The organism is Burkholderia sola, from assembly GCF_905400185.1.
Classification (GTDB): Bacteria; Pseudomonadota; Gammaproteobacteria; order Burkholderiales; family Burkholderiaceae; genus Burkholderia; species Burkholderia sola.
The window spans coordinates 3,422,837-3,446,430 of sequence record NZ_FR989675.1; the positions used below are offsets into that span (position 1 = coordinate 3,422,837).

A 23,594-nucleotide genomic window follows, 5' to 3' on the forward strand; every position below is an offset into this window, starting at 1 on the left:
AAGGCGCCGACCGGCGGCGCCCCGCGGGTATTAGCGACGCGAGCGGAACCAGTCGAACCGCGAGCGCGTCGGCGCTTCGCCGAGATACGCGGGCGCAATGCTTTCGAGACTCGCGGGCGAGAGCCCGAGTTCCGGCGCGAGCGGCCCCGACAGCACGTTCGGCACCGACATCGTCGCGAGATTGTCGCGCGTGAGCACCGGCTCCCCCGGCAGGCATTCGAACACGCTCGCCTGCAGCCGCGCAAGCGCGTCGGGCAGCCGCACGATGCGTGCCTGCCGACCGACCAGCGTGCCGCAGTAGCGCACCAGTTGCTCGAGCGTGTAGACGGTCGGGCCGCCGAGTTCGTAGGTCTTGCCGTGCGCACCCGCGAGATCGAGCGTGTTGACGAACGCGCGCACGACGTCGCCGACGAACACCGGCTGGAAACGCGCGTCGGGCATCGCGAGCGGCAGCACGGGGACCGTGCGCTGCAGTTTCGCGAACGTATTGAGGAAGGCGTCGCCCGGGCCGAACACGACCGACGGCCGGAAGATCGTCAGCGCGAGCGAATCGGTGGCCGCGACCGCATGCAGCGCGGCTTCGCCGTCGCCCTTCGAGCGCTGGTACATGCTCGCGCCGTGCGAATCGGCGCCGAGCGCGCTCATGTGCAGCAGGCGCTGCACGCCGACCTCGGTGCAGGCGGTCGCCAGCGCGGCCGGCAGCGCAACGTGCGCGCGCTCGAAGCCGGGCCCGTACGGCGTGCCCCGGCCGCCGTGCAGCACGCCGATCAGGTTGATCGCCGCGTGCGCGCCGGCGACGAAGCGCGCGAGCGTGCGCGTGTCGAGCGCATCGAGTTCGACGATGTCGACCGGCAGCATCTGCAGGTGGCGCGCGTGGTCGCGCCGCCGCGTGCCGATCCGTACGTGCTTGCCGGCGTCGATCAGCGCATTGACGAGCCGGCTGCCGATGAAGCCGGTGCCGCCCAGCAGCGCGACGGTCTGGCGATCCATGATGTGGGCCTCAAAAGAACACTGCCGCGTCTCGCGCGGCAGTGTGAAGATTGCGTATCAGGGCGAGATCATGCCTAGACGTTTCTTCAACGACTGCGGTTTGCCCTCGAAGAGCGCCGCGTAGTAGACGGTGTTCGACAGCACGTTCTTCACGTAGTCGCGCGTCTCGTTGAACGGAATCGTCTCCGCGAAGATCGCGCCTTCGACCGGCTGCGTCAACACCTGGCGCCACTGGCGCGGCCGCCCCGGGCCCGCGTTGTAGCCGGCCGTGGCGAGCACCGGCGAGCTGTCGAAGTTGTTGTAGATGTCCGCGAGATACCAGGTGCCGAGCTGGATGTTGGTGTCGATATCGTGCATCTGCGCACGCGAGATCGTGCCCATGCCGAGCTTCTTCGCGACCATCTGGGCCGTCGCCGGCATCAGCTGCATCAGGCCGCCCGCGCCCACCGACGAACGCGCGCTGATGATGAAGCGCGATTCCTGGCGGATCAGCCCGTACGCCCATTCGACGTCGAGTCCCGTCGATTGCGCGTAGCGCTCGACGGTCGTGCGGTACGGCGACGGATAGCGCAGCGTGAAATCGTGCTCGGCTTTCGTGCGGTCGGCCGTGTTGACCGTGCGGTCGAGCAGTTCGACGCGCTTGCCGTATTCGGCGGCCGCGAGCAGCTGGCGATCGGTCATCCCGCGCAGCGGCCAGTTCCATTCGCGATTGCCTTCGAGGCGCAGGTTCAGCGCGTAGAAGCGTTGCGCGAGCGCGAAGCCCGGAATCTTGCCCATCGCGTCGACCTCGGCGTCGCTCACCTTCGTGCGCGGCGGAATCGTCGTGCGCTGGCCGAGCTCTTCGCCGGCCAACTGCCCGTAGAAGTTGAACTGGCCGGCGACCTGCTCGAATTCCTGGTTCGCCTGCAGCGTGTCGCCGCTCTGCTTGAGCGCGCGCGCATGCCAGTAGATCCACGCCGGGTCGTTGCGCAGCGACGGCGGCATTTGCTCGATCGACCAGCGCACCATCGGCCAGTTGCCGGCGAGCAGCGCGGCGCGCGTGCGCCATTCGTAGCCGGGGTTCGACAGCGGCGCGTTCGCCGATTTCGCATACCAGACCGACGCCATCGGCGAGCGCTTGATCGCGCCCTGGTAGCCGATCGCGCCCCACGCGATCGCCTGCTCCTGCTTGGTCAGCGACGGCGCGACCGTCGTCAGCATCCCGGCGGCGGCGTCCGGATCGTTGCGCGCCATGCGGCTGAGCGCGATCAGCGCGATCTGATGCGATGCGGCGTCAGCCCCGACGCCGCGCGCGAGGTACAGCGGCGGCGCGCTCGTCGCCTGGTCGAAGCCGACGGGGCGCGGGCCGAGCGCGTCGACGATCTTGCCGCCGAGCGTCGTGTAGTTCTGCTCGTACGCGAGGCGCGCCTGCTGCCACACGTCGTCGCTCGTGAACTGCTGGTTGACGGTGAGCGCGGTGATCAGGTCGACGCACGCATCGCCGTAGTTCTTCGGCTCGACGAGCAGCGCGCGCGCCGCGTCGGCGACGTTCTCGTTGCGCGCCGCGCGCGACTCGAGCGCGTAGCACTTGACCTGCGTGTCGTCGTCGAGCACGAAGCGCTTGTACTGGTCGTCGAAATTGCGCCAGTCGTGGCGCGCGCCGAGCACGAGCAGGTAGTCGTTGCGCAGGCGATCGGCGATCGCCTGGCCGTCGTAGCGCTGCAGGAACGACTGCACGGGCGCGTCCGGCGCATCGACGCGCGCGCGGCCCGTCGAATCGAACAACTGCGGCTTGATCTGGAAATACTCGACGTAGGACGGCACCGGATAGTTCGGGATCATCGACGCGAGCTGCGCGGCCTTCGCGGCGTCGTTGCGGCGTGCGGCTTCGCGAAGCTGCACGAAGATCTGGTCGTCCCCGGCGAGCGTGTCGTCGTTCGGTGCGGCGCATGCGGCCGTGCCCGCGACGAGCGCGGCGGCCGAAAGCGCGAGCGCGACCGCGCGATATACTCGGAAAAGGCTGTTCGACATCGTTTTGAATGGAGCACGAAGTGACCGAAAGCATAGCACGCAACCCTGTGCCGAACCCGAAGGTTGCGCTGCGCAAAACGCTGTCCGGCGCCCGTCGCGACGCCGCGTCGCAACCCGCCGCGAACGCCGCGCTCGATGCGCGGCTGCGCACGCTGCTCGACCGTCTGGCGCCGCGCACGGTCGGGTTCTACTGGCCGCTGCCGAGCGAATTCGATGCGCGCGACGCGGTGCTCGCATGGTGCGCGGCGGGGCCCGGCCGGTGCGCCGCGCTGCCGGTGATCGGCGAGCGTCACACGCCGCTCGCGTTCCACGCGTGGGACGCGCACACGCCGATGCGCGAAGGCCATCACCGGATTCCCGAACCGGCGTCGGGAATCGTCGTCGTGCCCGATCTTTTGCTGATTCCGTGCGTGGGATTCGATCCGCAGCGCTACCGGCTCGGCTACGGCGGCGGCTACTACGATCGCACGCTCGCCGCCTGGCCGGGCGACACGCTGCCCGTGACGGTCGGCATCGCGTACGAAGCGTGCCGCGTCGATGCGCTGCCGGCCGAGGCGCACGATCTCGCGCTGCGCTGGATCGTCACCGACGGTGCGCTTTACCCGGCCGCCGGATGATGGCGCGCGCGGCGCCGCGATCGTCGCGGCTTGCCGTGAGCGCGTCGCGGCGACCGACCGTTTCCGCGCTCGGTTACAGCGACGCCGCCGCGCGCGCGGCCGTGTCGTAGAGGCCCGACGCGTGGCGCAGCAACTGCGCCGCGTCTCCGATCTGCTCGTTGGTGAGGCCGCTGTCCTTCAGCGTCTCGATCAGGCAATGCTCGCGCACCTCGCGGTACTTCAGGCACAGCTCGCGGCCCGCGTCGGTCGCAAAGAAGAACACTTCCTTGCCGCTCTTCTCGCTTTTCACATAGCCGCGGGCGATCAGTTTTTTCAGCGCATAGGTCGCGACGTGCGTATCCTCGATATTGAGCACGAAGCAGATGTCGGCGAGCTTCTTCTTGCGTTCGCGATGGCTGACGTGATGCAGCAGCGAGACCTCGACCGCCGTCATGTCCTTCGCGCCCGCCGCCGACATGCAGCGCACCATCCAGCGGTTGAACGCGTTGCCGGCCATGATGAGCCCGTATTCGAGTTCCGACAGCTCCGCGCTCGAATCGGAAACGAGGTGTTCGGATGACACGATCTTGGTCGCAGGACGCTTCATGGAAAGGCGGCGCAAGCCGGATGACAGGATGTGCCCGAGTGTACGCCAGAAGCCCCGGCCTACGAGCTAGGCGAAAACGCTTATTGAGAAGTTGTCGATATTTTATTGACAATGTGCGCTAACATTGCCGTCCGAACCGTGCCAGTCCGATGACGCCACCCCGCATTTATCCGCTCGGCGATGCCGCCCTCGTCTGCGAGGTGCCGCCGCCCGCCACGCTCGATTGCCAGCGCCGCGTCTGGGCCGTGGCCGCGGCCGCGCGCGCGTGGCCCGACGTGATCGACGTCGTCCCCGGCATGAACAACCTGACCATCGTGTTCGACCCGCTCGCCGCGACGGCCGACTCGCTCACGCCCGCGCTGCGCGACGCGTGGGAGACGGCCGACGTCGAGCACGCGGACGGCCGCGAGGTCGAGATCCCGGTCGAGTACGGCGGGGCCGCCGGCCCCGACCTGGCCGCCGTCGCCGCGCACACGGGGCTGTCGGCCGACGAGGTCGTCGCACGCCACGCGGCCGGCGCCTACGTCGTGTTCTTCGTCGGATTCCAGCCGGGCTTCGCGTATCTGGGCGGCCTCGACGCGTCGCTGCATACGCCGCGCCGCGCGGCGCCGCGCCTCGAGGTGCCGGCCGGCTCGGTCGGCATCGGCGGCGCGCAGACGGGCATCTACCCGGCCACGTCGCCCGGCGGCTGGCAGCTGATCGGCCACACGTCGCAGCGGCTGTTCGATCCGGCGCGGCCGCAGCCGACGCTGCTGCTGCCCGGCGACCGCGTACGCTTCACCATTGCGGGAGTCGACGCACGATGACCCAGAGCAACGCACCGGGCACCGTCGAGGTCGTGCGGGCCGGCCCGCTGTCGACCGTGCAGGATCTCGGGCGCCGCGGCACGCGCCATCTCGGCGTCGCGCAAGGCGGCGCGCTCGATGGCCTCGCGCTCGAAGTCGGCAACCGGCTCGTCGGCAACCGCCCCGACGCGGCGGCCGTCGAAATCACGATCGGCCCCGCCACGTTCCGCTTCACGCGCGCCACGCGCATCGCGATCACCGGCACCGAGTTCGGCGCGACGCTCGACGGCAAGCCCGTGTATTCGTGGTGGAGCCTGCCGGTCGACGCCGGCCAGACGCTCGTGCTGCCGGCCGCGAAACGCGGGATGCGCGGCTACCTGTGCATCGCGGGCGGCATCGACGTGCTGCCGATGCTCGGCTCGCGCAGCACCGATCTCGCGTCGCGCTTCGGCGGCCTCGGCGGTCGCACGCTGCGCGACGGCGACCGGCTGCCGGTCGGCGCGCCGCCGGCCGGCGCCGGCTGCCTCGCGGCCGACGCGCCCGAATTCGGCGTGAAGGCGCCGGCGTGGTGCGCGTTCGTGCGCGTCGACGAGCCGCCGCGCCGTCACCGCCCCGCGCATGCGCCGTGGGCGATGCCCGTGCGCGTGCTGCCGGGCCCGGACTACGCGTCGTTCGCGGCCGATTCGCAGCAGGCGTTCTGGGACGAGGAATGGCTCGTCACCGCGAACAGCAACCGGATGGGCTATCGCCTCGCCGGCGCCGAGCTGGTGCGCGAGCGGCCGGCCGAGCTGCTGTCGCACGCGGTGCTGCCGGGCACGATCCAGGTGCCGCCGAACGGCCAGCCGATCGTGCTGATGCACGACGCGCAGACCACCGGCGGGTACCCGAAGATCGGCACGGTGATCCGCGCCGACCTGTGGAAGCTCGCGCAGGCGCGGCTCAACCTGCCGATCCGCTTCGTGCGCACGACGCCCGACGCCGCGCGCGCCGCCCTCGTCGCTGAACGGGCGTACCTGCGCCAGATCGACGTCGCGATCGAGATGCGCGAGGAAGCGCGCCGCCGCGCGCAATCGCGCGCGGCGTGACAATGGCGGAAGCGGTAACGAAAGACGCGCCACGCAACCAGTGGACGAGGAACATATGGAAATCGATCTGAATGCCGATCTCGGCGAAGGATGCGGATCGGACGAGGCGCTGCTCGACCTCGTCACGTCGGCGAACATCGCATGCGGCTGGCATGCAGGCGGCGCGAATGCGATGCGCGACTGCGTGCGCTGGGCCGTGCAGAAAGGCGTGTCGATCGGCGCGCACCCAAGCTTTCACGATCCGGAGAATTTCGGCCGCAAGGAAATGCAGCTGCCGGCCGGCGACATCTATGCGGGCGTGCTGTACCAGCTCGGCGCGCTGTCGGCGATCGCGCAGGCCGAGGGCGGGCGCATCGCGCACGTGAAACCGCACGGCGCGCTGTACAACCAGGCCGCGCGCGACCCGCTGATCGCCGACGCGGTGGTGTCCGCGATCCACGACTTCGATCCGTCGCTCGCGGTGTTCGGGCTCGCGAACAGCGTATTCGTCGCGGCCGCGCGGCATGCGGGGCTCGCCGCGGTGGAGGAAGTGTTCGCCGATCGGGGCTACCGCGCGGACGGCTCGCTGGTGCCGCGCAGCCAGCCCGGCGCGTTGATCGACGATGAGGATGCGGTGCTCGCGCGCACGCTCGACATGGTGCGCAACCGGCAGGTGCGCGCGCTGAGCGGCGAATGGGTGCCGCTCAATGCGCAGACCGTCTGCCTGCATGGCGACGGGCCGCATGCGCTGGCGTTCGCGAAGCGGATCCGCGCGGCGCTCGAGGCCGCCGGCGTCGACGTGGTGGCGCCCGGAGCGGTGCAGGCCGACGAAGGCGCGTAACTGCCCGTTCGACGCACTCGACGCATTCGCGACGTTGCCCGCTCACCGCACGTTTTCATCGCACCAAAGAAAAAAGCGCCCTCGTGGCGCTTTTACGTTGATGCAATCGCTGCGGCTTCGCCGTCTGTCGATTCATCCCCCGAAACCGTCTTTCGACGGTGACCGGAAAAATATTCCGGATTAAAAAACGTCCGCCGCCGCCCGATCACTGCCTTCCCCGGTCAGACGACGGAACGTCGCTTATGTGCAAGTCGACCTGCATGCCTATGTTGTTCGACGACGATTGGCCCCGCCGTGCATGCAGACTCTCCGCGGCCGGCACGTGCTTCACGTGCCGGCGACGCTCACCCCGCGCTTTATTTCTGCTACCCCGTAGAACTTATCTATTCTTTTCATTTTTTCAACTTGTGGGATGAAGAATAGATATCGGCCGATCGGGATGTCAATCGTTTTAAACGCTATTTTCCGATGATTCGAGGGTTTTCCTTATCGACCGACGCCCCGCGCGCAAGCGCCTCGCGCGGGGCGCGCGACGTCGATCAAACAGGGGAAGATCGGTGCGGACAGCCGGGCGCGATCAGTTCGCGTCGACCCGGTATCCTTGCTGGCGCAATAATTCGAGCACGCCGCGCGAGCCGCCCAGATGCAGCGCGCCGATCGCGACGAACAACGGCCGGTTCGGCGCGGCGATTGCCGTCATCCGTGCAACGAAGCGCCGGTTGCGCTCGTACACGATCTTGTTGTCGAGCGACGCCGACAACGCCTTCGAACGCGCGAGCCGCTCGCTCTTCGCGACGGCCCACGCGGCGATCGCATCGGCGTCGCCAATTCGCCACAGTCGATGCAGCGCCTTGATATCGTCGGCGTTCTGCGCGGGCGTCTGCACCATGTCCTGCGCGAGCATCTCGCGCTGCTCGGCGAGCGTCAGCCCGGTGAATGCGCGCATCTGTTCGGCGAGCGTCTCGAGCCCGATCACGCGGCCGCCCTTGCGCTTCAGGAACACGTTCTGCAGTTGCGCCTCGGTGCCGTATTCGGTCTGCAGGCCGGCCGACAGCGAATCGTAGGTCTCGACGACGAGCGCCGCGAGCCACGGCCGCATCTTGCGGATCTCGGCGAGCGCGGCCGGGTTGCCGCGCAGGCGCGCCGCGAGCCGCTGCCACAGCGGCTCGGGCAGCAGGCGCTGCAGGCATGGGTAGCGGCACACGCCGTACTTCGACACGTCGTCCTGCGATTCGAGCAGATCGTCGGGCGACAGCTCGAGCGCGAGCGTCGGCGACGCGGCGAGCGCCGCGAGGATCTGCGGCCGGAACGGCTGCGCGCTCGGGTAATCGGACGGGTCGCCCGTGTGCAGTGTGCCGAGCACGTAGAGCGTGACCTTGCCGCGGGTCGCGACGTAGAACGGCATGCGCGCCGGCTGCACGCGCACGGTGCCGCGCGACACCGTGCCATCGGACACGGCCGGCGCATGGAAGCCCGGCAGGCTCATGCCGGGCCGCGGCACCTGCGACGGATGAATCGGCGAGGTTGCCGGCGCACGCCCTTCGGCGCGCGCCGGTTCGACGGGGACCATGACGCTGGCCGCCACGCACGCGCCGGCCAGCGCCGCGCCCGTGACGGTACGCACGCTCCAGCGCCGCGCATCGCGGTACGCACGCATCGCGCGCGCGCCGCCTGCTCCCGCACGGCGCACGCCGGACACGCGCGCCGCCAACGCTTCAGGCATTCTCCTCCCCGACCTCCTCGGCGCGATGGCAGGCCACGCGCCGGCCGTCGACTTCGCGCAATGGCGGCTCCTCGACGCGGCACCGCTCGATCGCGTACGGGCAGCGCTGGTGAAACGAGCAGCCCGACGGCGGATTGAGCGGCGACGGCAACTCGCCCTGCAGCTTGATCTGCACGCGGCGATCTTCCTCGAAGATCGCCGGCGTCGCCGACATCAGCGCCCGCGTGTACGGATGACGCGGCCGTGCGTAGATCGTCGCCTTGTCGCCGAGCTCGGCGACGCTGCCGAAGTACATCACCATCACGTCGTCCGCGACATGCTCGACCACCGACAGGTTGTGCGAGATGAACACGTAGCTCGTCTTGAACTGCTCTTGCAGATCCATGAACAGGTTCAGGATCTGCGCCTGGATCGACACGTCGAGCGCGGACACCGGCTCGTCGGCGACGACGATGCGCGGATCGAGGATCATCGCGCGCGCGATCGCGACCCGCTGGCGCTGGCCGCCCGAGAACATGTGCGGATAGCGTTTCGCGTGCTCGGGCCGCAGGCCGACCGTGCGCATGATCTGCGCGATGCGCGCGGCGCGCTCGGCGGCCGTCAGGTTCGCGTTGATCTCGAGCGGCTCCGCGAGCGTCTGCTCGACGGTCTTGCGCGGATTCAGCGACGCGAACGGGTTCTGGAACACCATCTGCACGCGGCGGCGCAGGTCGGCGACCGTCTCGCGGTTCGCGCCGGCGACGTTCTTGCCGTCGATCACGAGGCTGCCGGCGGTGGGCGTCTCGATCATCGTCAGCTGGCGCGCGAGCGTCGACTTCCCGCAGCCCGACTCGCCGACGACGGCGAGCGTCTTGCCGCGCTTCAGCGAGAACGACACGCCGTTCAGCGCCTTCACCGTGCCCTGCCCGAACATCCCGCGCTTCACCGTGTAGTGTTTCGCGAGGCCATCGGCCACCAGGACGTCCTCGTCGTGCGACGCGTGGCGCGTATCTTGGACTGCGTTCATCGTGCGCCTCCCGTCACGTCGAGGTTGGAAAGATTGAGCGGCTTGATGCAGCGCGCGCGCATCGCATCGTTGCCCGACACCAGCGCGTCGAGCGCCGGCCGCGCCTTGCGGCAATCGTCGACGACGTACTTGCAGCGCGGCGCGAACAGGCACCCGGACGGGCGATCATCGCGGCCCGGCACCATGCCCGGCAATGCGGCAAGGCGACGCGCCCCCTGATTGTGCTCGGGAATCGCCGCGAGCAGCGCTTCGGTGTACGGATGATGCGGCGCGCGGAAGATGTCGGGCACGCGGTTGGTCTCGATGATCTCGCCCGCGTACATCACCGCGACGCGATGCGCGACCTCCGACACCACGGCCAGATCGTGCGAGATCAGCACGAGCGCCATCCCGCGCTCCTTCTGCAGCTTCACGAGCAGATCCATGATCTGCGCCTGGATCGTCACGTCGAGCGCGGTGGTCGGCTCGTCGGCGATCAGCAGCTTCGGGTTGCACGCGACGGCCATCGCGATCATCACGCGCTGGTTCATCCCGCCCGACATCTGGTGCGGAAACGATGCGATGCGATTCTTCGCATCGGGAATGCCGACCTGGTCGAGCAGCTCCAGCGCGCGCCGGTGCAGCGCGTCGCCGCGCAGCCCTTCGTGCAGCTTCAGCACTTCCTTGATCTGGTAGCCGACCGTGTAGCTCGGGTTCAGGCTCGTCAGCGCGTCCTGGAACACCATCGCGATGTCCTTGCCGACGATCTTGCGGCGCGCCTTCGGCGATGCCTTCAAGAGATCGACGCCGTTGAACGTGACCTCGTCGGCCGTCACCTTGCCGGGCGCGTCGATCAGGCCCATCAGCGCCATCATCGTCACGCTCTTGCCCGAGCCCGATTCGCCGACGACGCCCACCACCTCGCCCGGCGCGACCGACAGGTTGATCCGGTCGACCGCGGGCAGGCCGTTGAAGTTCACCGCGAGATTGCGGATGGTCAGAAGATTGTGGCTCATATCAGGCCATCCGTTTCAGTTTGGGATCGAGTGCGTCGCGCAGCCCGTCGCCGAGCAGGTTGATCGCGAGCACCGAAATCAGGATCGACAGGCCGGGCATCGTCACGATCCACCATGCGTTGTCGATGTAGTCGCGCGCGGACGCGAGCATCGCGCCCCACTCGGCGGTCGGCGGTTGCACGCCGAGGCCGAGGAAGCCGAGCGCGGCCGCGTCGAGAATCGCCGACGAGAAGCCGAGCGTCGCCTGCACGATCAGCGGCGCCGTGCAGTTCGGCAGCACCTGCGAGAACATCAGCCGCAGCGTGCCGGCGCCGGCCACGCGCGACGCGGTCACGTACTCTTTCTGCAGCTCGCCGAGCGCCGACGCGCGCGTGAGGCGCACGTAGGCCGGCAGCGCGACGATCGCGATCGCGAACATCGTGTTGGTGAGGCCCGGGCCGATGATCGCGACGACCGCGACCGCGAGCAGCAGCGACGGCAGCGCGAGCAGCACGTCCATGATGCGCATCACCGGCGTGTCGGCCCACTTCTGGAAGAACGCGGCGACGAGCCCGAGCACGATGCCGGGGATCAGCGCGAGCACGACCGATACGAAGCCGATCCAGAACGACATCCGCGCGCCGAACATCAGCCGCGAAAGGATGTCGCGGCCCGCTTCGTCGGTGCCGAGGATGAATTGCCAGTTGCCGCCGGCGAGCCACGCGGGCGGAATCTTCACGTAGTCGCGGTATTGCTCGACCGGGCTGTGCGGCGCGATCAGCGGCGCGAGCAAGGCGACTGCGATCAGCACGATCACGACGATGCCCGCGCCGACGGCGCCGCGGTTGCGCGAGAAGTTGGCCCAGAACTCGCGCAGCGCGAGCGCACGGCCGCCGGCCGGCGCGGATTCGGTCGGCAGGGTATTTTGCAGATTGCTCATGGAATTACCTCGTGTGGCGGATGCGCGGATTCAGCACGCCGTACAGCAGGTCGACGACCAGGTTCACGACGATCACGAGCGTCGCGATCAACAGGATGCCGCCCTGGACGACCGGATAGTCGCGGCGGCCGATCGCATCGATCAGCCACTTGCCGACGCCGGGCCACGAAAAGAGCGTCTCGGTCAGCACGGCGCCAGCAAGCAGCGTGCCGATCTGCAGGCCGATCACGGTGACGACCGGGATCAGCGCATTGCGCAGCGCATGCACGACGACCACGCGCACGGGCGACAGCCCTTTCGCGCGGGCGGTGCGGATGTAGTCCTCGCGCAGCACTTCGAGCATCGACGAGCGCGTCATCCGCGCGATCACCGCAAGCGGGATCGTGCCGAGCACGATCGCGGGCAGGATCAGGTGGCTGACCGCCGACTTGAACGAACCTTCGTCCGGCGCGAGCAGCGCGTCGATCAGCATGAAGCCGGTCGGGTGCGGGAAATCGTATTCGACCGCGATGCGCCCCGACACGGGCGTCCAGCCGAGATACGACGAGAACACCATGATGAGGATCAGCCCCCACCAGAAGATCGGCATCGAATAGCCGGTGAGCGCGGTGCCCATCACGCCGTGGTCGACGACCGAGCCGCGCCGCAGCGCGGCGATCACGCCGGCCGGCAGCCCGACCGCGAGCGCGAACACGAGCGCACACAGCGACAGTTCGACGGTCGCCGGGAAGCGCGCGAAGAACTCGCCCGCGACGCTCGTGTTGGTGATGATCGACATGCCGAGGTCGCCATGCAGCGCCCGGCCGATGTAGTGGATGTACTGCAGGGGCAGCGGCTGGTCGAGCCCGAGGCGTTTCATCGCCTCTGCGTGCATCGCGGGATCGACGCCGCGCTCGCCCATCATCACTTCGATGGGGTCGCCCGGTATCAGGTGAATCAGCGCAAACGCCAGGATGGTGATGCCGATGAAAGTCGGGATCACCATCCCCACGCGGCGCAACACGAATCTGAACATGATGCGTCTCGTATTTTCTTGTGGGAAATGTGCGACCGGCGACGAAGGGCTTTTGGCCCCTCGCCGCCGGATGATTTCAAGCCGGTTTTCTCAATGACGACAGCTTACGCCAGCCCGGTTACTTCACGCTGACACCGTCGAAACGCGCATAGCCGAGCGGTTCGATACGCATGTCGACCACGTTCTTGCGCACCGGCTGGTAAACGGTCGAGTTCGCGATCGGCGAGAACGGCAGCTGTTGCGCGAAGATCTGCTGCGCCTGCGTGTAGAGCTTCGTGCGCGCGTCCTGCCCCGTCGTCGTGCGGCCCTTCTGCACCAGTTCGTCGAACGGCTTGTAGCACCAGTGCGAGAAGTTGTTGCCCTTGATCGCCTCGCAGCCGAGCAGCGTGCCGAGCCAGTTGTCCGGGTCGCCGTTGTCGCCCGTCCAGCCGATCAGCATCGTATCCTGCTCGCCCGAGTGCGCGCGCTTGATGTACTCGCCCCATTCATACGTGACGATCTTCGCCTTCACGCCGATCTTCGCCCAGTCGGCCTGGATCATCTCGGCCATCAGGCGGGCGTTCGGGTTGTACGCGCGCTGCACCGGCATCGCCCACAGCGTGATCTCGAAACCGTTCGGGAAGCCTGCCTTCGCGAGCAGCGCCTTCGCCTTCGCGGTGTCATAGGCGGCCATCTTCAGGTTCTTGTCGTACGACCATTGGGTCGGCGGCATCGGCGCGGTCGCGGCCTGGCCGGCGCCCTGGTAGACGGACTCGAGGATCGCCTTCTTGTTGATCGCCATGTCGAGCGCCTGACGCACCTCGAGCTTGTCGACCGGCTTGTGCTCGACGTTGTACGCGAGGTAGCCGAGGTTGAAGCCGGCCTGCGACGGCATGTCGACGTTCGAATCGGCCTTCAGCGTCGCGATGTCGGCCGGGCGCGGATAGCTCATCACCTGGCATTCGTTGCGCTTGAGCTTCTGCACGCGCACGCCCGGATCCGGCGTGATCGAGAAGATCAGCTTCGACAGCTTCACTTCGCCCTTCTTCCAGTAATCAGGATTGCCGTCGAAGCGGATCGTCGCATCCTTCGTATAGCTGCGGAAGATGAACGGGCCCGTGCCGACCGGCTTCTGGTTGATGTCGGCGGCCTTGCCGGCCTTCATCAGCTGATCGCCGTATTCGGCCGACAGGATCGACGCGAATTCCATCGCCATGTTCTGGATGAACGGCGCGTTCGGCTCGGCCAGCGTGAACTTCACGGTGTACGGATCGACCTTCTCGATCTTCGTGATCAGCTTGTCGAGGCCCATGTCGGTGAAGTACGGGAACGACACCGGGTACGCCTTGCGGAACGCATTGTTCGGGTCGAGCATGCGCTGGAACGAGAACAGCACGTCGTCCGCGTTGAATTCACGCGTCGGCTTGAAGAAGTCGGTCGTGTGGAACTTCACGCCGTGGCGCAGGTGGAACGTGTACACCTTGCCGTCGGACGACACGTCCCACTTCTCGGCGAGGCCGGGCTCGACCTTCGTGCCGCCGCGCTCGAATTCGACGAGGCGGTTGTAGACGGTGAACGTGGCGGCGGTGAAATCGACGCCGGTCGTAAATTGCGCGGAATCGAAACCCGCCGGGCTGCCTTCTGAGCAGTAGACGAGCGTTTTGTTCGGGATCTGTGCGAATGCAGAGCCCGCGACGCCGAGCGATGCCGCTGCCACGCCTGCCATGGCGGTAACACGCAGGGTGTGCAACAGACGGTTGTATTCCATGTTTCCTCCAGGTCTCCAGATCGGAACCGGTCCCGCCAGGGTCCGGCGTACGCGGATATTACTTGAGCTAACGATGCGGCAACAAGCTGGAGAAAAAACTCTTCTAGATGTCCGGCGGGTTTTTGCCGATTTTTAGTGGGGGTAAAAAATGCGACAACGCGCGCGAGCGACAATTTCGTTCATTTCGCGGCTTGTTTCGTTCGACGACTAAACAATTCGGGTGCGAACACGAAGGGGCGACGCACCGTTTCCCCGCGTTCTGCAGCACATCATTGCGTTTTACGAAACGATGCGATGACCGTCGTCAAATCGTCATGTCGTCACGCCGGCGCGTCGAGGTCGGCGTTGCGCGCGGGCACGAACGCGACCGCGACGATCGACAGCGCGATGCCCGCCATCACGTAATAGGTCGGCGCGAGCGGCGTGCCGGTCACCTTGATCAGCCACGTGACGATGAACTGGCCGAAGCCGCCGAACAGCATCACCGCGACGTTGTACGCGATCGACAGCCCGGTCGAGCGCACGTTGGCCGGGAACAGCTCGGCGATCATCGCGCCGAACGGCCCGTAGTAGCCCGCGAGCGTCACCGACAGCACGGCCTGCACCGCGATCAGCCGCCCGATGCTCGGCGCCGCGTCGAGCCACGCGAACAGCGGATACATCAGCGCGAGCGTCAGCGCCAGCGACCACAGCGACAGCCCCTTGCGGCCGATGCGGTCCGACCACGCGCCGGCGATCGGCGACAGCACCATCAGCAGCAGGTTGCCGACGATCACCGCGTAGAACGATTCCGCATAGGGCAACTTCAGCTGCTTCACCGCGAAGGTCGGCAGATAGCTGATCAGCACGTAGATCGTCACGGTGAGCGCGATCACCGAGCCGAGCCCGCACAGCACCTCGCGCGGGTGGCGCGTGAACACTTCGCCGAGCGTCGCGCGGCGCGCGCTCTGCTGCGCATGCAGGAATGCTTCGGAATCCGCGAGATGACGGCGGATGTAGAAACCGATCGGGCCGATCACGAGCCCGAGGACGAACGGCACGCGCCAGCCCCAGCTGCGCAGCGCGTCGTGCGACAGCCCGCGCGTGACGGCCGCGCCGACGAGCGCGCCGATCAGCAGCGCGCCCGCCTGGCTCGCCATCTGCCAGCTGCCGTAGAAACCGCGTTTCGAGAACGGCGCCGCTTCGATCAGCAGGGCCGTCGCGCTGCCGAATTCGCCGCCCGCGGAAAAGCCCTGCAGCAGGCGGCCGAGCACGATCAGCAGCGGGCCGCCGATGCCGATCGCCGCATAGGGCGGCGCGATCGCGAGCAGGAAAATGCCGGCCGTCATCAGCAGGATCACCAGCGACAGCGCGGCCTTGCGGCCCGCACGGTCCGCGTACAGCCCGAACACGATGCCGCCGATCGGGCGCATGAAGAACGCGACGCCGAACGTCGCGGTGGTGAGCAGCAGCGACGAGTATTCGCTCGAGGTGGGGAAGAACAGCTCGGCGATCACGACCGTCATGAAGCCGAACACCGTGAAGTCGTACCACTCGAGCGCATTGCCGATCACGGCGGCCACGACGGCTCGCCGGTTCAGCGCACGCTCGGGCCGGGTCAATTTCGTTGAATTCGCAATCGTCGCCATGCGTGCCTCGTCCTCATGAATTCGCCGTGTCGGGCGGTTCGGCGCGCGGGATGCCGCGGCGCGCTGGTGTGCAGCGAGTGTAGAAAGCGACGGAACCGTTTTCAAGCAATAAAAAAGGCCCGCCACCGAACGACAGCGAGCGTGTTGCGGTTTTCGCCGCATTGCGGCATCGCACGATCGAGCGGACATGCTCCGTCGAGAACACGCCAGCCGTGCAACGGATCCCACCCATTCGCGTGGTGTCAGTCGTGCGCGGAGACAACGCTTTCGTCCTTGTCTGATTTCCCGCGCCATTCCTTTCCATTAACTTTCGCCCGATGCAATTCCACGCGCCGGATCACACGATGTTCGACATGTATCGGAACGTTGGCCGGTCACAACAATTTTGCTCGGGCACCATCATGGACAACGACAAAATTCCTTATTACAAGGCTAAGGCTGCTATGGAAATGGGCTCGATGCGAAGGCATCGAAGGCTGCGAAATCGCCCACGACGCCAAGCTATCGATGAACAAGGCGCCACCGCCGTTGCCCGCTGCTCCCAAGCCCCCCAAACCAGCCCGGCAGCCCGTCAAGCGCCTGACTCGCGCAGATCGCGTGGACAACACACTGAACGCCCTCATGGCCGCTGCCGAGGCCCTGGGGCGATTCAAAAAATGGCTTGATACGCCGCAAGAACCGGCACGCTCCGCGCCTGCGCCACCTGCAGAGCACGAAAAGGACCCGACGATCGCGCCACTGGACATCCAGGAAATCCCCGGGGCAATGCGGAGACTGTTCATGCCGGTATCGGCGAGGTTGATGGAGCGATGGTTTGCCGGAGCGTTGAACTATTCGCCGACCGACAGGGACGAGGCACTATGCATCAATCAGGAGGGCCAACCCTATCCCCCCGACATGTACGACATGAAATCCGTCAAGCTCGAATGGGTTCTCAAATACCCTCGTGCACGGGCGCAATACAACGCGCTACAACAACGTGAACGGCTCACTACGCCACGGGCTGTCGAATCACTTCGCCGGTGCTTGTCCCGTGTCAGAATGACCGATACGACGATCGACGCGCTGGCGCTTTGCAATGGAAACCTGGCGGAATTGCACAAACGCTTCCAGTTTCAGTTCGCCGGCGTTGAAAGTACGTTTGGCCAAAAGCTCGACGAATTCATCCTCCAACGGCTGACCAACAGCGGATTACCGGATGATCTGACGGGGGCGCTGGGGTCGTTCAACATCTATGCGGCCGTCGCCTATGCCGAATTCGACCGCGACGCGCGTCACGCAACGATCACGTCGATCTATCTTTACGTACGCGACAACTATACGTTTTCCGACCGGACCGGCGAACAGTCGCAATATCTCGGACACTGGAACCACAAGCGCGTCGTCCTCGTGCCGGCGACCGGTGCAGCCGGAATTGCCGGCATTCGCTGGCTGGACTATCCCGTCGTCGCCGAAGGCAAGCGGTCCCGGGGCAACATCTACTATCCGGTCAGAAACAAGTCGTTTCGCGAGTGGCAGCTACGGCACCGGCGCGGCGGTGACTTCGTCATCTTCTCGGACTATCGCTGCGTAACCCTCCCCGAACCCATCGAGATCGAGTTTTCATGAGTGCCGCCGCAGAATCCATTGGTATCGGTACGCTTGTTCTGATATTCGCGAGCGTTTCCATCGTGATTGCATCGATCGCAATGATTCGCGCGCTACGCTTCATCTGGTCGGGTCAAGCCGGCCAAACGCAGCGAGCCAGCCGAATGGTCTTCGCATCGGTCCGGCGCGTCGTCATCACACTCGCGGTCCTCATGGTGCTTGGCATGGCGTGGCGATACTGGCTTGACGCACGATTGCGAGGCGCCTGCAGTCCCCGCGATCAAGTGACCGAGTACGCGCCTGACGGCCGCTACGTCGCGCAATACTGCTACTTCCGAGACACGATCATTCTGAGGCTGTACAGCAACGACGTCACGCGGCTGCTTGCCGAGCGAACCTACCGGGATACCTCCGGGACGTTGGTCAGCCTGACCTGGACAAAGGACGCATTGATCTATCCCAAGGGCGACAACCTCGAGACGATCGGGCTTCCGCCTTCCCTTTACGATCGACTCGCCGCACAGCTTCCGTAAGACATGCGTCACACGTCGAAGCGATAGCCGATCCAGCCACATCCCGTATTGCTGGGCAGAACGCCTCCGAAGCAGTATCGAAGTGCCTTGCGCTGCGTAACCGCGTCCCGCACGCGGGAACCGTTTTCAAGCAATAAAAAACGCCCGCCATCGTTGGAAGGCGAGCGTTTTGCGGTTTTCGCCACATTGCGGCATCGCACGATGCCGCACGGGCCTCAACCCATCTTCGAGAACGCGCTGCACCAGCCCTTCGCCGACACCTGCTTGCCGGGGAACGCGCCGCACGGGCCCGACGCCGAGCCCTTCTTGCCTTGATACAGCATGCAGGCCGCGCAATCCTGGCCCGCCGCGTATTTCGGGTACTTCGTCTTGTCGACCTTCGTGGCATCGGCCTTGTAGCCGAGCGCCACCGCGGTCGGATCGGTTTCCGACAGCATCGGCGCATCGGCCAGCGCTTCGCGCGACAGCGCCAGCGCGGACACGGCGCCGATGCTCGTAATCAGGAAACTCCGACGGGATGTTTTCATGGGGGACTCGCTCCAACGTTATCGGTTTGAAAGCCGTTCTGGCGACGGCGTCCAACAGAATAACCGCCAAGCGAATAAATGTGCGCGCCGAAATGCCGGAGATAAGGGATTTCACACGGGCTTCACACGGGCTTCCCGCGGCCGGCCCGCGCGGAGGCGGGCCGTGCGTCACGCGCGCGACACCATGTCGCCGACGCGCTGCGCGAGCGCGAGGGACGCGGTGAGCCCCGGCGACTCGATGCCGAACAGGTTCACGAGCCCGCGCACGCCGTGTTGAGCGGCGCCCTGCACGATGAAGTCGGCCGGCGGCTCGCCGGGCCCGGCGACCTTCGGCCGGATGCCCGCGTACGCCGGCTGCAGCGCGTCGTCGGGCAGGCCCGGCCAGAATGCGCGGATCGACGCGTAGAACGCACCCGCGCGCGCCGGATCGACTTCGTAGCGCAGCGCATCGCACCACTCGACGTCCGGGCCGAAGCGCGCCTGCCCGCCGAGATCGAACGTCAGGTGCACGCCGAGCCCCGCACGATCGGGCATCGGGTAGATCAGGTGCGAGAACGGCGCACGGCCCGACAGGCTGAAATAATTGCCGCGCGCGAGATAGAGCGGCGGCACCCAGCGCGGATCGAGGCCGCGCGTGCGGTGCGCGAGCGCCTGCGCGCCGAGCCCCGCGCTGTTGATCACGCACGACGCGTCGATCTCGGTCGGCGCGGCGCCGCCGGTACGCACGCTGAAGCGCCCGCCGCGCAGCACGTCGATCGACTCGACCGGAGATTGCAGCGCGCACACGGCGCCGTCGCGCTCCGCATCGCCGAGCAGCGCGAGCATCAGCTGGTGGCTGTCGACGATGCCGGTCGACGGCGAGAACAGCGCCTCCACGCATTCGAGCGCGGGCTCGAGCGTCTGCGCCTCGGCGCGCGTGAGCGGTAGCAGGTCGAGCACGCCGTTTTCGGCCGCGCGCGCGCCGATCGCCTTCAACTGCTTCACCTGCGCGGCGCTCGTCGCGACGATCAGCTTGCCCGTGCGCCGGTGCGGCACGTGATGCGTGTCGCAGAATTCGTACAGCAGGTCGCGCCCGTGCACGCACGACGTCGCCTTCAGCGACCCGCGCGGATAGTAGAGCCCCGCGTGAATCACCTCGCTGTTGCGCGAACTCGTGCCCGTGCCGATCGCGTCGGCCGCCTCGAGCACGATCGTTTCACGTCCGCGCGCGGCCAGCTCGCGCGCAATCGCCAGACCGACGACACCCGCGCCGATCACGACACAATCCGTCTGCTCCATGGCTTTTCGCGCTGCTCGCGCGTCGAAGGGAGAGAAGAGAATTGTACGTCCCGGTTCGCCCGCTTGCCGAACACGTGCGCATCGCGTCGCGACGATACGGATGGTGGTGTGGACAACGATGTGGCCGGGCGCACAACGCACGCCCCGCGCACACCGCAGCCGGGCGCGCGGGACGGCGTCAGAAGCCGATCGGCCGGCGCTTCGCCGCGCCTTCGTCCGCGCGGATGTCGGTCGGCCCGATCGCGTCGCGGCCGGCGAGCCGCGCGGCGCCGAACGCGTGCAGCAGCGCGCGGCGCATCGTGCGCGGCGGCGTCGCGGCCAGCACGTCGAGCGCATCGTCGCCGAGCGTCTCCGGGAAGCGCCGCCCCCACGCATGCGACGTGCGGATCTCGTCGTAGATCGTCTGCGCGATCCGGCGCGCGCCGGCCGCATCGGGCGCCGCGATCTCGTACACGTTCATCCGGTTGAGCAACGGCTCCGGAATCGCCTGCGCGTCGTTCGCGGTCGCGATCCAGATCACGTTGCCCGCGTTGATCGGCACTTCCGCGAATTCGTCGACGAACGCGCGCGCGGTGTCGTGCTCGAGCAACGCATACAGCGCGCCGAGCGGATCGTATTGCGCATCGCTGCCGGCCTTGTCGATCTCGTCGACCGCGATCACCGGGTTCGCGTAGCTGCCGTTCACGAGCGCGTCGAACACCTTGCCCGGCTTCGCGTTCTTCCATTGCGACGACGCGCCCGACAGGATCCAGCCGGCCGTCAGCGAACTCATCGGCACGTAGTGGTACGCGGTGCCGAGCAACTGCGCGAGCGCCTTCGCGAAATGCGTCTTGCCGATCCCGGGCGGCCCGAGCAGCAGGATCGGCATCAGTTCGAGCCGATCCTCCGTTTCGAGACACAGCGCGATCTGCTTGCGCACGTCGTCGAGCGGCTCGCCGAAATTCGGCAGCGCTTCGCCGAGCGCGTCGAACGACGGCATCCGGTTCGGCTTCACGCAGAAGCGCAGATTCCCCGTCTTGAGCATCCGCTCGTAGGTCGAGCGCAGTGCGTCGCTCGCGCTCTCGTTCAGGTCGCTCAGCGCCGTCTCGACCTGCTCGAGGTCGTACACCGTGCTGAAGGACGCCACCGCCAGTTCCTGTTTCACCATCGCCGTCGTCATACCCACCTCGCTGCACTTGCCGTCACACACTCATCAGACCCTTACGATTTTCAGTGTAACGATCCCGCATCGCCGTGCAAGCAAGCAGCCGGGGGAGTCTGCTGCTAACAGCGCGCGCCCGCTGCACGGCCGCGCGCCGCGGCGTATGATCGAACGTTCACGACCCTCGCCGCGGGCGCGCCGCTCGCGCCCACGCGCCGCTCGCACACTGCCCCGCACTTCGCCTGACGCCGCGCCGCCCAAAGGTATGCCGATGCCCGTCCCCGCTGCTTCCCCGCGCGTCGATGCCGACGCGATCCGTTCCGTCGATGCCGTCGACGCCGCGCTCAAGTCGCGCCGCGCGGTCCGCGCGTTCCTGCCGACGCCTGTGCCGCGCGACACGATCGAGGCGATCCTCGAAGCCGCGAGCCGCGCGCCGTCGGGCACCAACATCCAGCCGTGGCGCGTGTACGTCGCGACGGGCGCCACGCGCGACGCGCTCGCCGCCGCGCTCACCGCCGCCTACGACGACCCCGCGCGCGACGAGAAATACGTCGCCGAATACGACTACTACCCGCGCGAATGGGTGTCGCCGTATATCGACCGGCGCCGCAAGGTCGGCTGGGACCTGTACGGCCTGTTGAACATCCGCCGCGACGAGAAGGCGCGCATGCATGCGCAGCACGCGCGCAATTTCCGTTTCTTCGATGCGCCGGTCGCGCTGTTCTTCACACTGGACCGGGTCATGACGCACGGCGCATGGCTGGACTGCGGGATGTTCCTGCAAGGCGTGATGACGGCCGCGCGTGCCCGCGGCCTCGATACGTGCCCCCAGGCGGCGTTCGTGCCGTTTCACCGGATCGTCGCCGAACACCTCGACATTCCCGCGAACGAGCAGTTCGTCTGCGGGATGTCGCTCGGCCATGCGGACCCGGACGCGATCGAGAACCGGCTCGTCACCGAGCGCGCGAGCGTCGCCGAGTTCACGCGCTTTTTCGCTTGAAAATGCATGACGCGGCCCTACCTGCCGAGCAGGACCGCATCGTGCTGCGAACCTGGCGCGGCACGTCCCGTCACATCGCGACCGAAATCGATCGGGCGTAAGATGTGCGTCCGTTCCCCGCTTTTCCCGCGTTTCCGGAGACGTTTCATGCTGAAACACGGCCTGGCCGTCCTGCTTGCGAGCGTCGTGCTCGCCGCCCATGCGCAGAGCCCCGCGCCGGCCGTCGTCGCATGGGAAATCCAGGTGGTGCGCGACGGTCAGACGATCGACACGTTCCAGCAAAACACCACCGTGGGCCAGTCCCGCACCGATACCCATCGCTATCCGTCGTCCGTGCCGGTCGGCTGCGGCAATGCCGCGCGCGTCGTGCCGACCGAGCGCGCGCGCTCGGTGACGGTCGCGCCGCTCGCCGTCGACGTCAGCGCGAATACCGTGTCGCTCGGGCTCGACGTGCAGGAAACGCTCGACGACGAAAACGCGACGCGTAGCGATCCGTGCGTGCCGGCGTCGCCGCGGCAAATCGTCGCGAGCCACCCCGGCCTGGCGGTCGGCGGCGACGCCTGGACCGACTGGACGCTCGTCGAGCAGCATCCGCATCTCGTGTACCGCGTGCGCGCGCACGTCGCGAAGGACTGAACGTCATGTCCGCCGACGCCCTCTCCTTGCCGTTCGCCGAGCCCCACGCCGCGCCCGACGAAATCACCGCCGTCAGCTGGAACCTGCACAAAGGGCGCTCGCCGCTCGGCTTCACCGCGTGGAACGCGATGCGCGACTGGATGCAGTCGACCCACGCCGACGTGTATTTCCTGCAGGAAGCGATGGCGCGCCGCATGCCGCGCCCGATGCTCGCACCGGGCTTCGGCGCGCCGATGGACGACACGGTCGACGACGTGTGGCATTGCCAGGCCACCGAGATCGCGCAGGCGCTCGACTGGCAGATCGCGCTCGGGCCGAACGTGTTCAAGCCGTCGTGGCGGCACGGCAACGCGATCCTGTCGCCGCATCCGCTCGACCTCGGCGGCCGCTGGGACATCTCCGCGCACCGCTTCGAGCGGCGCGGGCTGCTGGTCGCGCGCGCGACGCTCGCGGGCGCGCGGCCGGTCACGCTGCTGTGCGCGCACCTCGCGCTCACGCGCGCCGCGCGACTGCGCCAGATGCACTGGATCGCGCACTGGATCGTGCGCAACGCGGGCGACGGCCCGCTGATGCTCGCCGGCGACTTCAACGACTGGCGCAACGATTCGGTCGCGCTGTTCGGCGAGATCGGGCTGTCCGAGGTCGCGACGCTGCTCGGCGAATCGGGCCGCACGTTCCCCGCGTTCTCGCCGGCGCTCGCGCTCGACAAGATGTTCGTGCGCGGCCTGACGCCGCTCGAATGGCGCGCGCCGTCCGGCGAGGCCGCGTGGCTGTCGGACCACCTGCCGTACATTGCGCGCCTGCGCCTCGATCCGCAGTAACGCGCGCGGCCGGCGGCGCCCCGGTCACGGCGCCGCCGGCGCGCGCCGCATGCGCCGCGAATCACGCGGCCGACCAGCGAAAGCATGTTGAAAGGATATGTTGCGCCAAATCCGCGCAGCCGCGGGGGTCAAGCCCGCGATCCGC

General features: G+C 67.3%; 22 protein-coding genes. 9 read left to right on the plus strand and 13 right to left on the minus strand.

Translation table 11 applies throughout. The annotated features are described in order from the left end of the window. Positions 1-30: 30 nt before the first annotated feature. Complete coding sequence (locus tag KR541_RS15800) at positions 31-990, minus strand: complex I NDUFA9 subunit family protein (protein WP_050014254.1); 960 nt, start codon at positions 988-990, stop codon at positions 31-33. 57 nt (positions 991-1,047) lie between these two features. Then, entirely contained in the window at positions 1,048-3,000 is a 1,953-nt protein-coding gene (locus KR541_RS15805) for a lytic transglycosylase domain-containing protein (RefSeq protein ID WP_050014253.1), read from the minus strand. An 8-nt stretch (positions 3,001-3,008) separates the two neighbouring features. Here KR541_RS15805 and KR541_RS15810 point away from each other — a divergent pair, with 8 nt between their 5' ends. Further along, positions 3,009-3,617, plus strand: coding sequence for a 5-formyltetrahydrofolate cyclo-ligase (locus KR541_RS15810; protein ID WP_050014252.1), 609 nt, complete (start codon positions 3,009-3,011; stop codon positions 3,615-3,617). A gap of 73 nt (positions 3,618-3,690) precedes the next feature. Here KR541_RS15810 and KR541_RS15815 read toward each other — a convergent pair whose 3' ends face one another. Continuing rightward, positions 3,691-4,203, minus strand: coding sequence for a winged helix DNA-binding protein (locus tag KR541_RS15815; protein WP_044847863.1), 513 nt, complete (start codon positions 4,201-4,203; stop codon positions 3,691-3,693). A gap of 149 nt (positions 4,204-4,352) precedes the next feature. Here KR541_RS15815 and pxpB point away from each other — a divergent pair, with 149 nt between their 5' ends. Genes pxpB through pxpA form a run of 3 tightly spaced genes read left to right on the plus strand, consistent with a single transcriptional unit; the run spans position 4,353 to position 6,893 of the window. Next, the gene (pxpB, locus tag KR541_RS15820; RefSeq protein WP_050014251.1) at positions 4,353-5,009 is read left to right on the plus strand and encodes a 5-oxoprolinase subunit PxpB; all 657 of its coding nucleotides are present in this window, start codon (positions 4,353-4,355) and stop codon (positions 5,007-5,009) included. Further along, positions 5,006-6,073, plus strand: coding sequence for a 5-oxoprolinase subunit C family protein (locus KR541_RS15825; RefSeq protein WP_050014250.1), 1,068 nt, complete (start codon positions 5,006-5,008; stop codon positions 6,071-6,073). Before pxpB ends, KR541_RS15825 begins: the two co-directional genes overlap by 4 nt. A 55-nt stretch (positions 6,074-6,128) precedes the next feature. Next, positions 6,129-6,893, plus strand: coding sequence for a 5-oxoprolinase subunit PxpA (gene pxpA / locus KR541_RS15830; RefSeq protein WP_050014249.1), 765 nt, complete (start codon positions 6,129-6,131; stop codon positions 6,891-6,893). Positions 6,894-7,470: 577 nt separating this feature from the next. On the opposite strand, the gene KR541_RS15835 is transcribed toward pxpA, so the two are convergent. The 7 genes from KR541_RS15835 to KR541_RS15865 all read right to left on the minus strand — a co-directional run bounded on the left by KR541_RS15835 (position 7,471) and on the right by KR541_RS15865 (position 15,926). After that, complete coding sequence (locus KR541_RS15835) at positions 7,471-8,616, minus strand: TraB/GumN family protein (protein ID WP_050014248.1); 1,146 nt, start codon at positions 8,614-8,616, stop codon at positions 7,471-7,473. Beyond that, positions 8,609-9,622, minus strand: a complete 1,014-nt coding sequence (locus KR541_RS15840) for a peptide ABC transporter ATP-binding protein (RefSeq protein ID WP_050014247.1) — start codon at positions 9,620-9,622, stop codon at positions 8,609-8,611. Before KR541_RS15840 ends, KR541_RS15835 begins: the two co-directional genes overlap by 8 nt. Further along, on the minus strand, positions 9,619-10,617 hold the full coding sequence (locus KR541_RS15845) for an ABC transporter ATP-binding protein (protein ID WP_050014246.1): 999 nt from the start codon (positions 10,615-10,617) through the stop codon (positions 9,619-9,621). The genes KR541_RS15840 and KR541_RS15845 overlap by 4 nt, the downstream gene beginning before the upstream one ends. A 1-nt stretch (position 10,618) precedes the next feature. Then, positions 10,619-11,536 carry an ABC transporter permease subunit gene (locus KR541_RS15850; protein WP_006489141.1) on the minus strand — a complete coding sequence of 306 codons (918 nt, stop codon included), beginning with the start codon at positions 11,534-11,536 and terminating at the stop codon, positions 10,619-10,621. A 4-nt stretch (positions 11,537-11,540) separates the two neighbouring features. Next, the gene (locus tag KR541_RS15855; RefSeq protein ID WP_050014245.1) at positions 11,541-12,551 is read right to left on the minus strand and encodes an ABC transporter permease subunit; all 1,011 of its coding nucleotides are present in this window, start codon (positions 12,549-12,551) and stop codon (positions 11,541-11,543) included. A gap of 118 nt (positions 12,552-12,669) precedes the next feature. Further along, positions 12,670-14,298: an ABC transporter substrate-binding protein gene (locus KR541_RS15860; protein WP_050014244.1), complete on the minus strand. Its 1,629-nt coding sequence runs from the start codon at positions 14,296-14,298 to the stop codon at positions 12,670-12,672. 320 nt (positions 14,299-14,618) lie between these two features. Beyond that, positions 14,619-15,926, minus strand: a complete 1,308-nt coding sequence (locus tag KR541_RS15865; protein ID WP_050014243.1) for an MFS transporter — start codon at positions 15,924-15,926, stop codon at positions 14,619-14,621. 597 nt (positions 15,927-16,523) lie between these two features. Here KR541_RS15865 and KR541_RS15870 point away from each other — a divergent pair. Together KR541_RS15870 and KR541_RS15875 are read left to right on the plus strand one after the other, a co-directional pair. Further along, positions 16,524-17,534, plus strand: a complete 1,011-nt coding sequence (locus KR541_RS15870) for a DUF6402 family protein (RefSeq protein ID WP_124631165.1) — start codon at positions 16,524-16,526, stop codon at positions 17,532-17,534. After that, positions 17,531-18,046 carry a hypothetical protein gene (locus KR541_RS15875; RefSeq protein WP_050014241.1) on the plus strand — a complete coding sequence of 172 codons (516 nt, stop codon included), beginning with the start codon at positions 17,531-17,533 and terminating at the stop codon, positions 18,044-18,046. Before KR541_RS15870 ends, KR541_RS15875 begins: the two co-directional genes overlap by 4 nt. 215 nt (positions 18,047-18,261) lie before the next feature. Here KR541_RS15875 and KR541_RS15880 read toward each other — a convergent pair whose 3' ends face one another. The 3 genes from KR541_RS15880 to KR541_RS15890 all read right to left on the minus strand — a co-directional run bounded on the left by KR541_RS15880 (position 18,262) and on the right by KR541_RS15890 (position 21,010). After that, entirely contained in the window at positions 18,262-18,573 is a 312-nt protein-coding gene (locus KR541_RS15880; protein WP_021163765.1) for a high-potential iron-sulfur protein, read from the minus strand. Positions 18,574-18,741: 168 nt separating this feature from the next. Beyond that, the gene (locus KR541_RS15885) at positions 18,742-19,851 is read right to left on the minus strand and encodes an NAD(P)/FAD-dependent oxidoreductase (RefSeq protein WP_050014239.1); all 1,110 of its coding nucleotides are present in this window, start codon (positions 19,849-19,851) and stop codon (positions 18,742-18,744) included. 178 nt (positions 19,852-20,029) lie between these two features. Further along, a complete protein-coding gene (locus KR541_RS15890; RefSeq protein ID WP_050014238.1) occupies positions 20,030-21,010 on the minus strand; it encodes an AAA family ATPase in 981 nt (326 codons plus the stop codon). A gap of 253 nt (positions 21,011-21,263) precedes the next feature. Between KR541_RS15890 and KR541_RS15895 the strand changes: the two genes are divergently transcribed. The 3 genes from KR541_RS15895 to KR541_RS15905 all read left to right on the plus strand — a co-directional run bounded on the left by KR541_RS15895 (position 21,264) and on the right by KR541_RS15905 (position 23,449). Continuing rightward, the gene (locus KR541_RS15895) at positions 21,264-21,992 is read left to right on the plus strand and encodes a nitroreductase (protein WP_050014339.1); all 729 of its coding nucleotides are present in this window, start codon (positions 21,264-21,266) and stop codon (positions 21,990-21,992) included. Between the two features lie 147 nt (positions 21,993-22,139). Next, entirely contained in the window at positions 22,140-22,628 is a 489-nt protein-coding gene (locus tag KR541_RS15900; RefSeq protein WP_050014237.1) for a hypothetical protein, read from the plus strand. A gap of 5 nt (positions 22,629-22,633) precedes the next feature. Continuing rightward, positions 22,634-23,449, plus strand: coding sequence for an endonuclease/exonuclease/phosphatase family protein (locus tag KR541_RS15905; protein WP_006477533.1), 816 nt, complete (start codon positions 22,634-22,636; stop codon positions 23,447-23,449). Positions 23,450-23,594 lie beyond the last annotated feature (145 nt).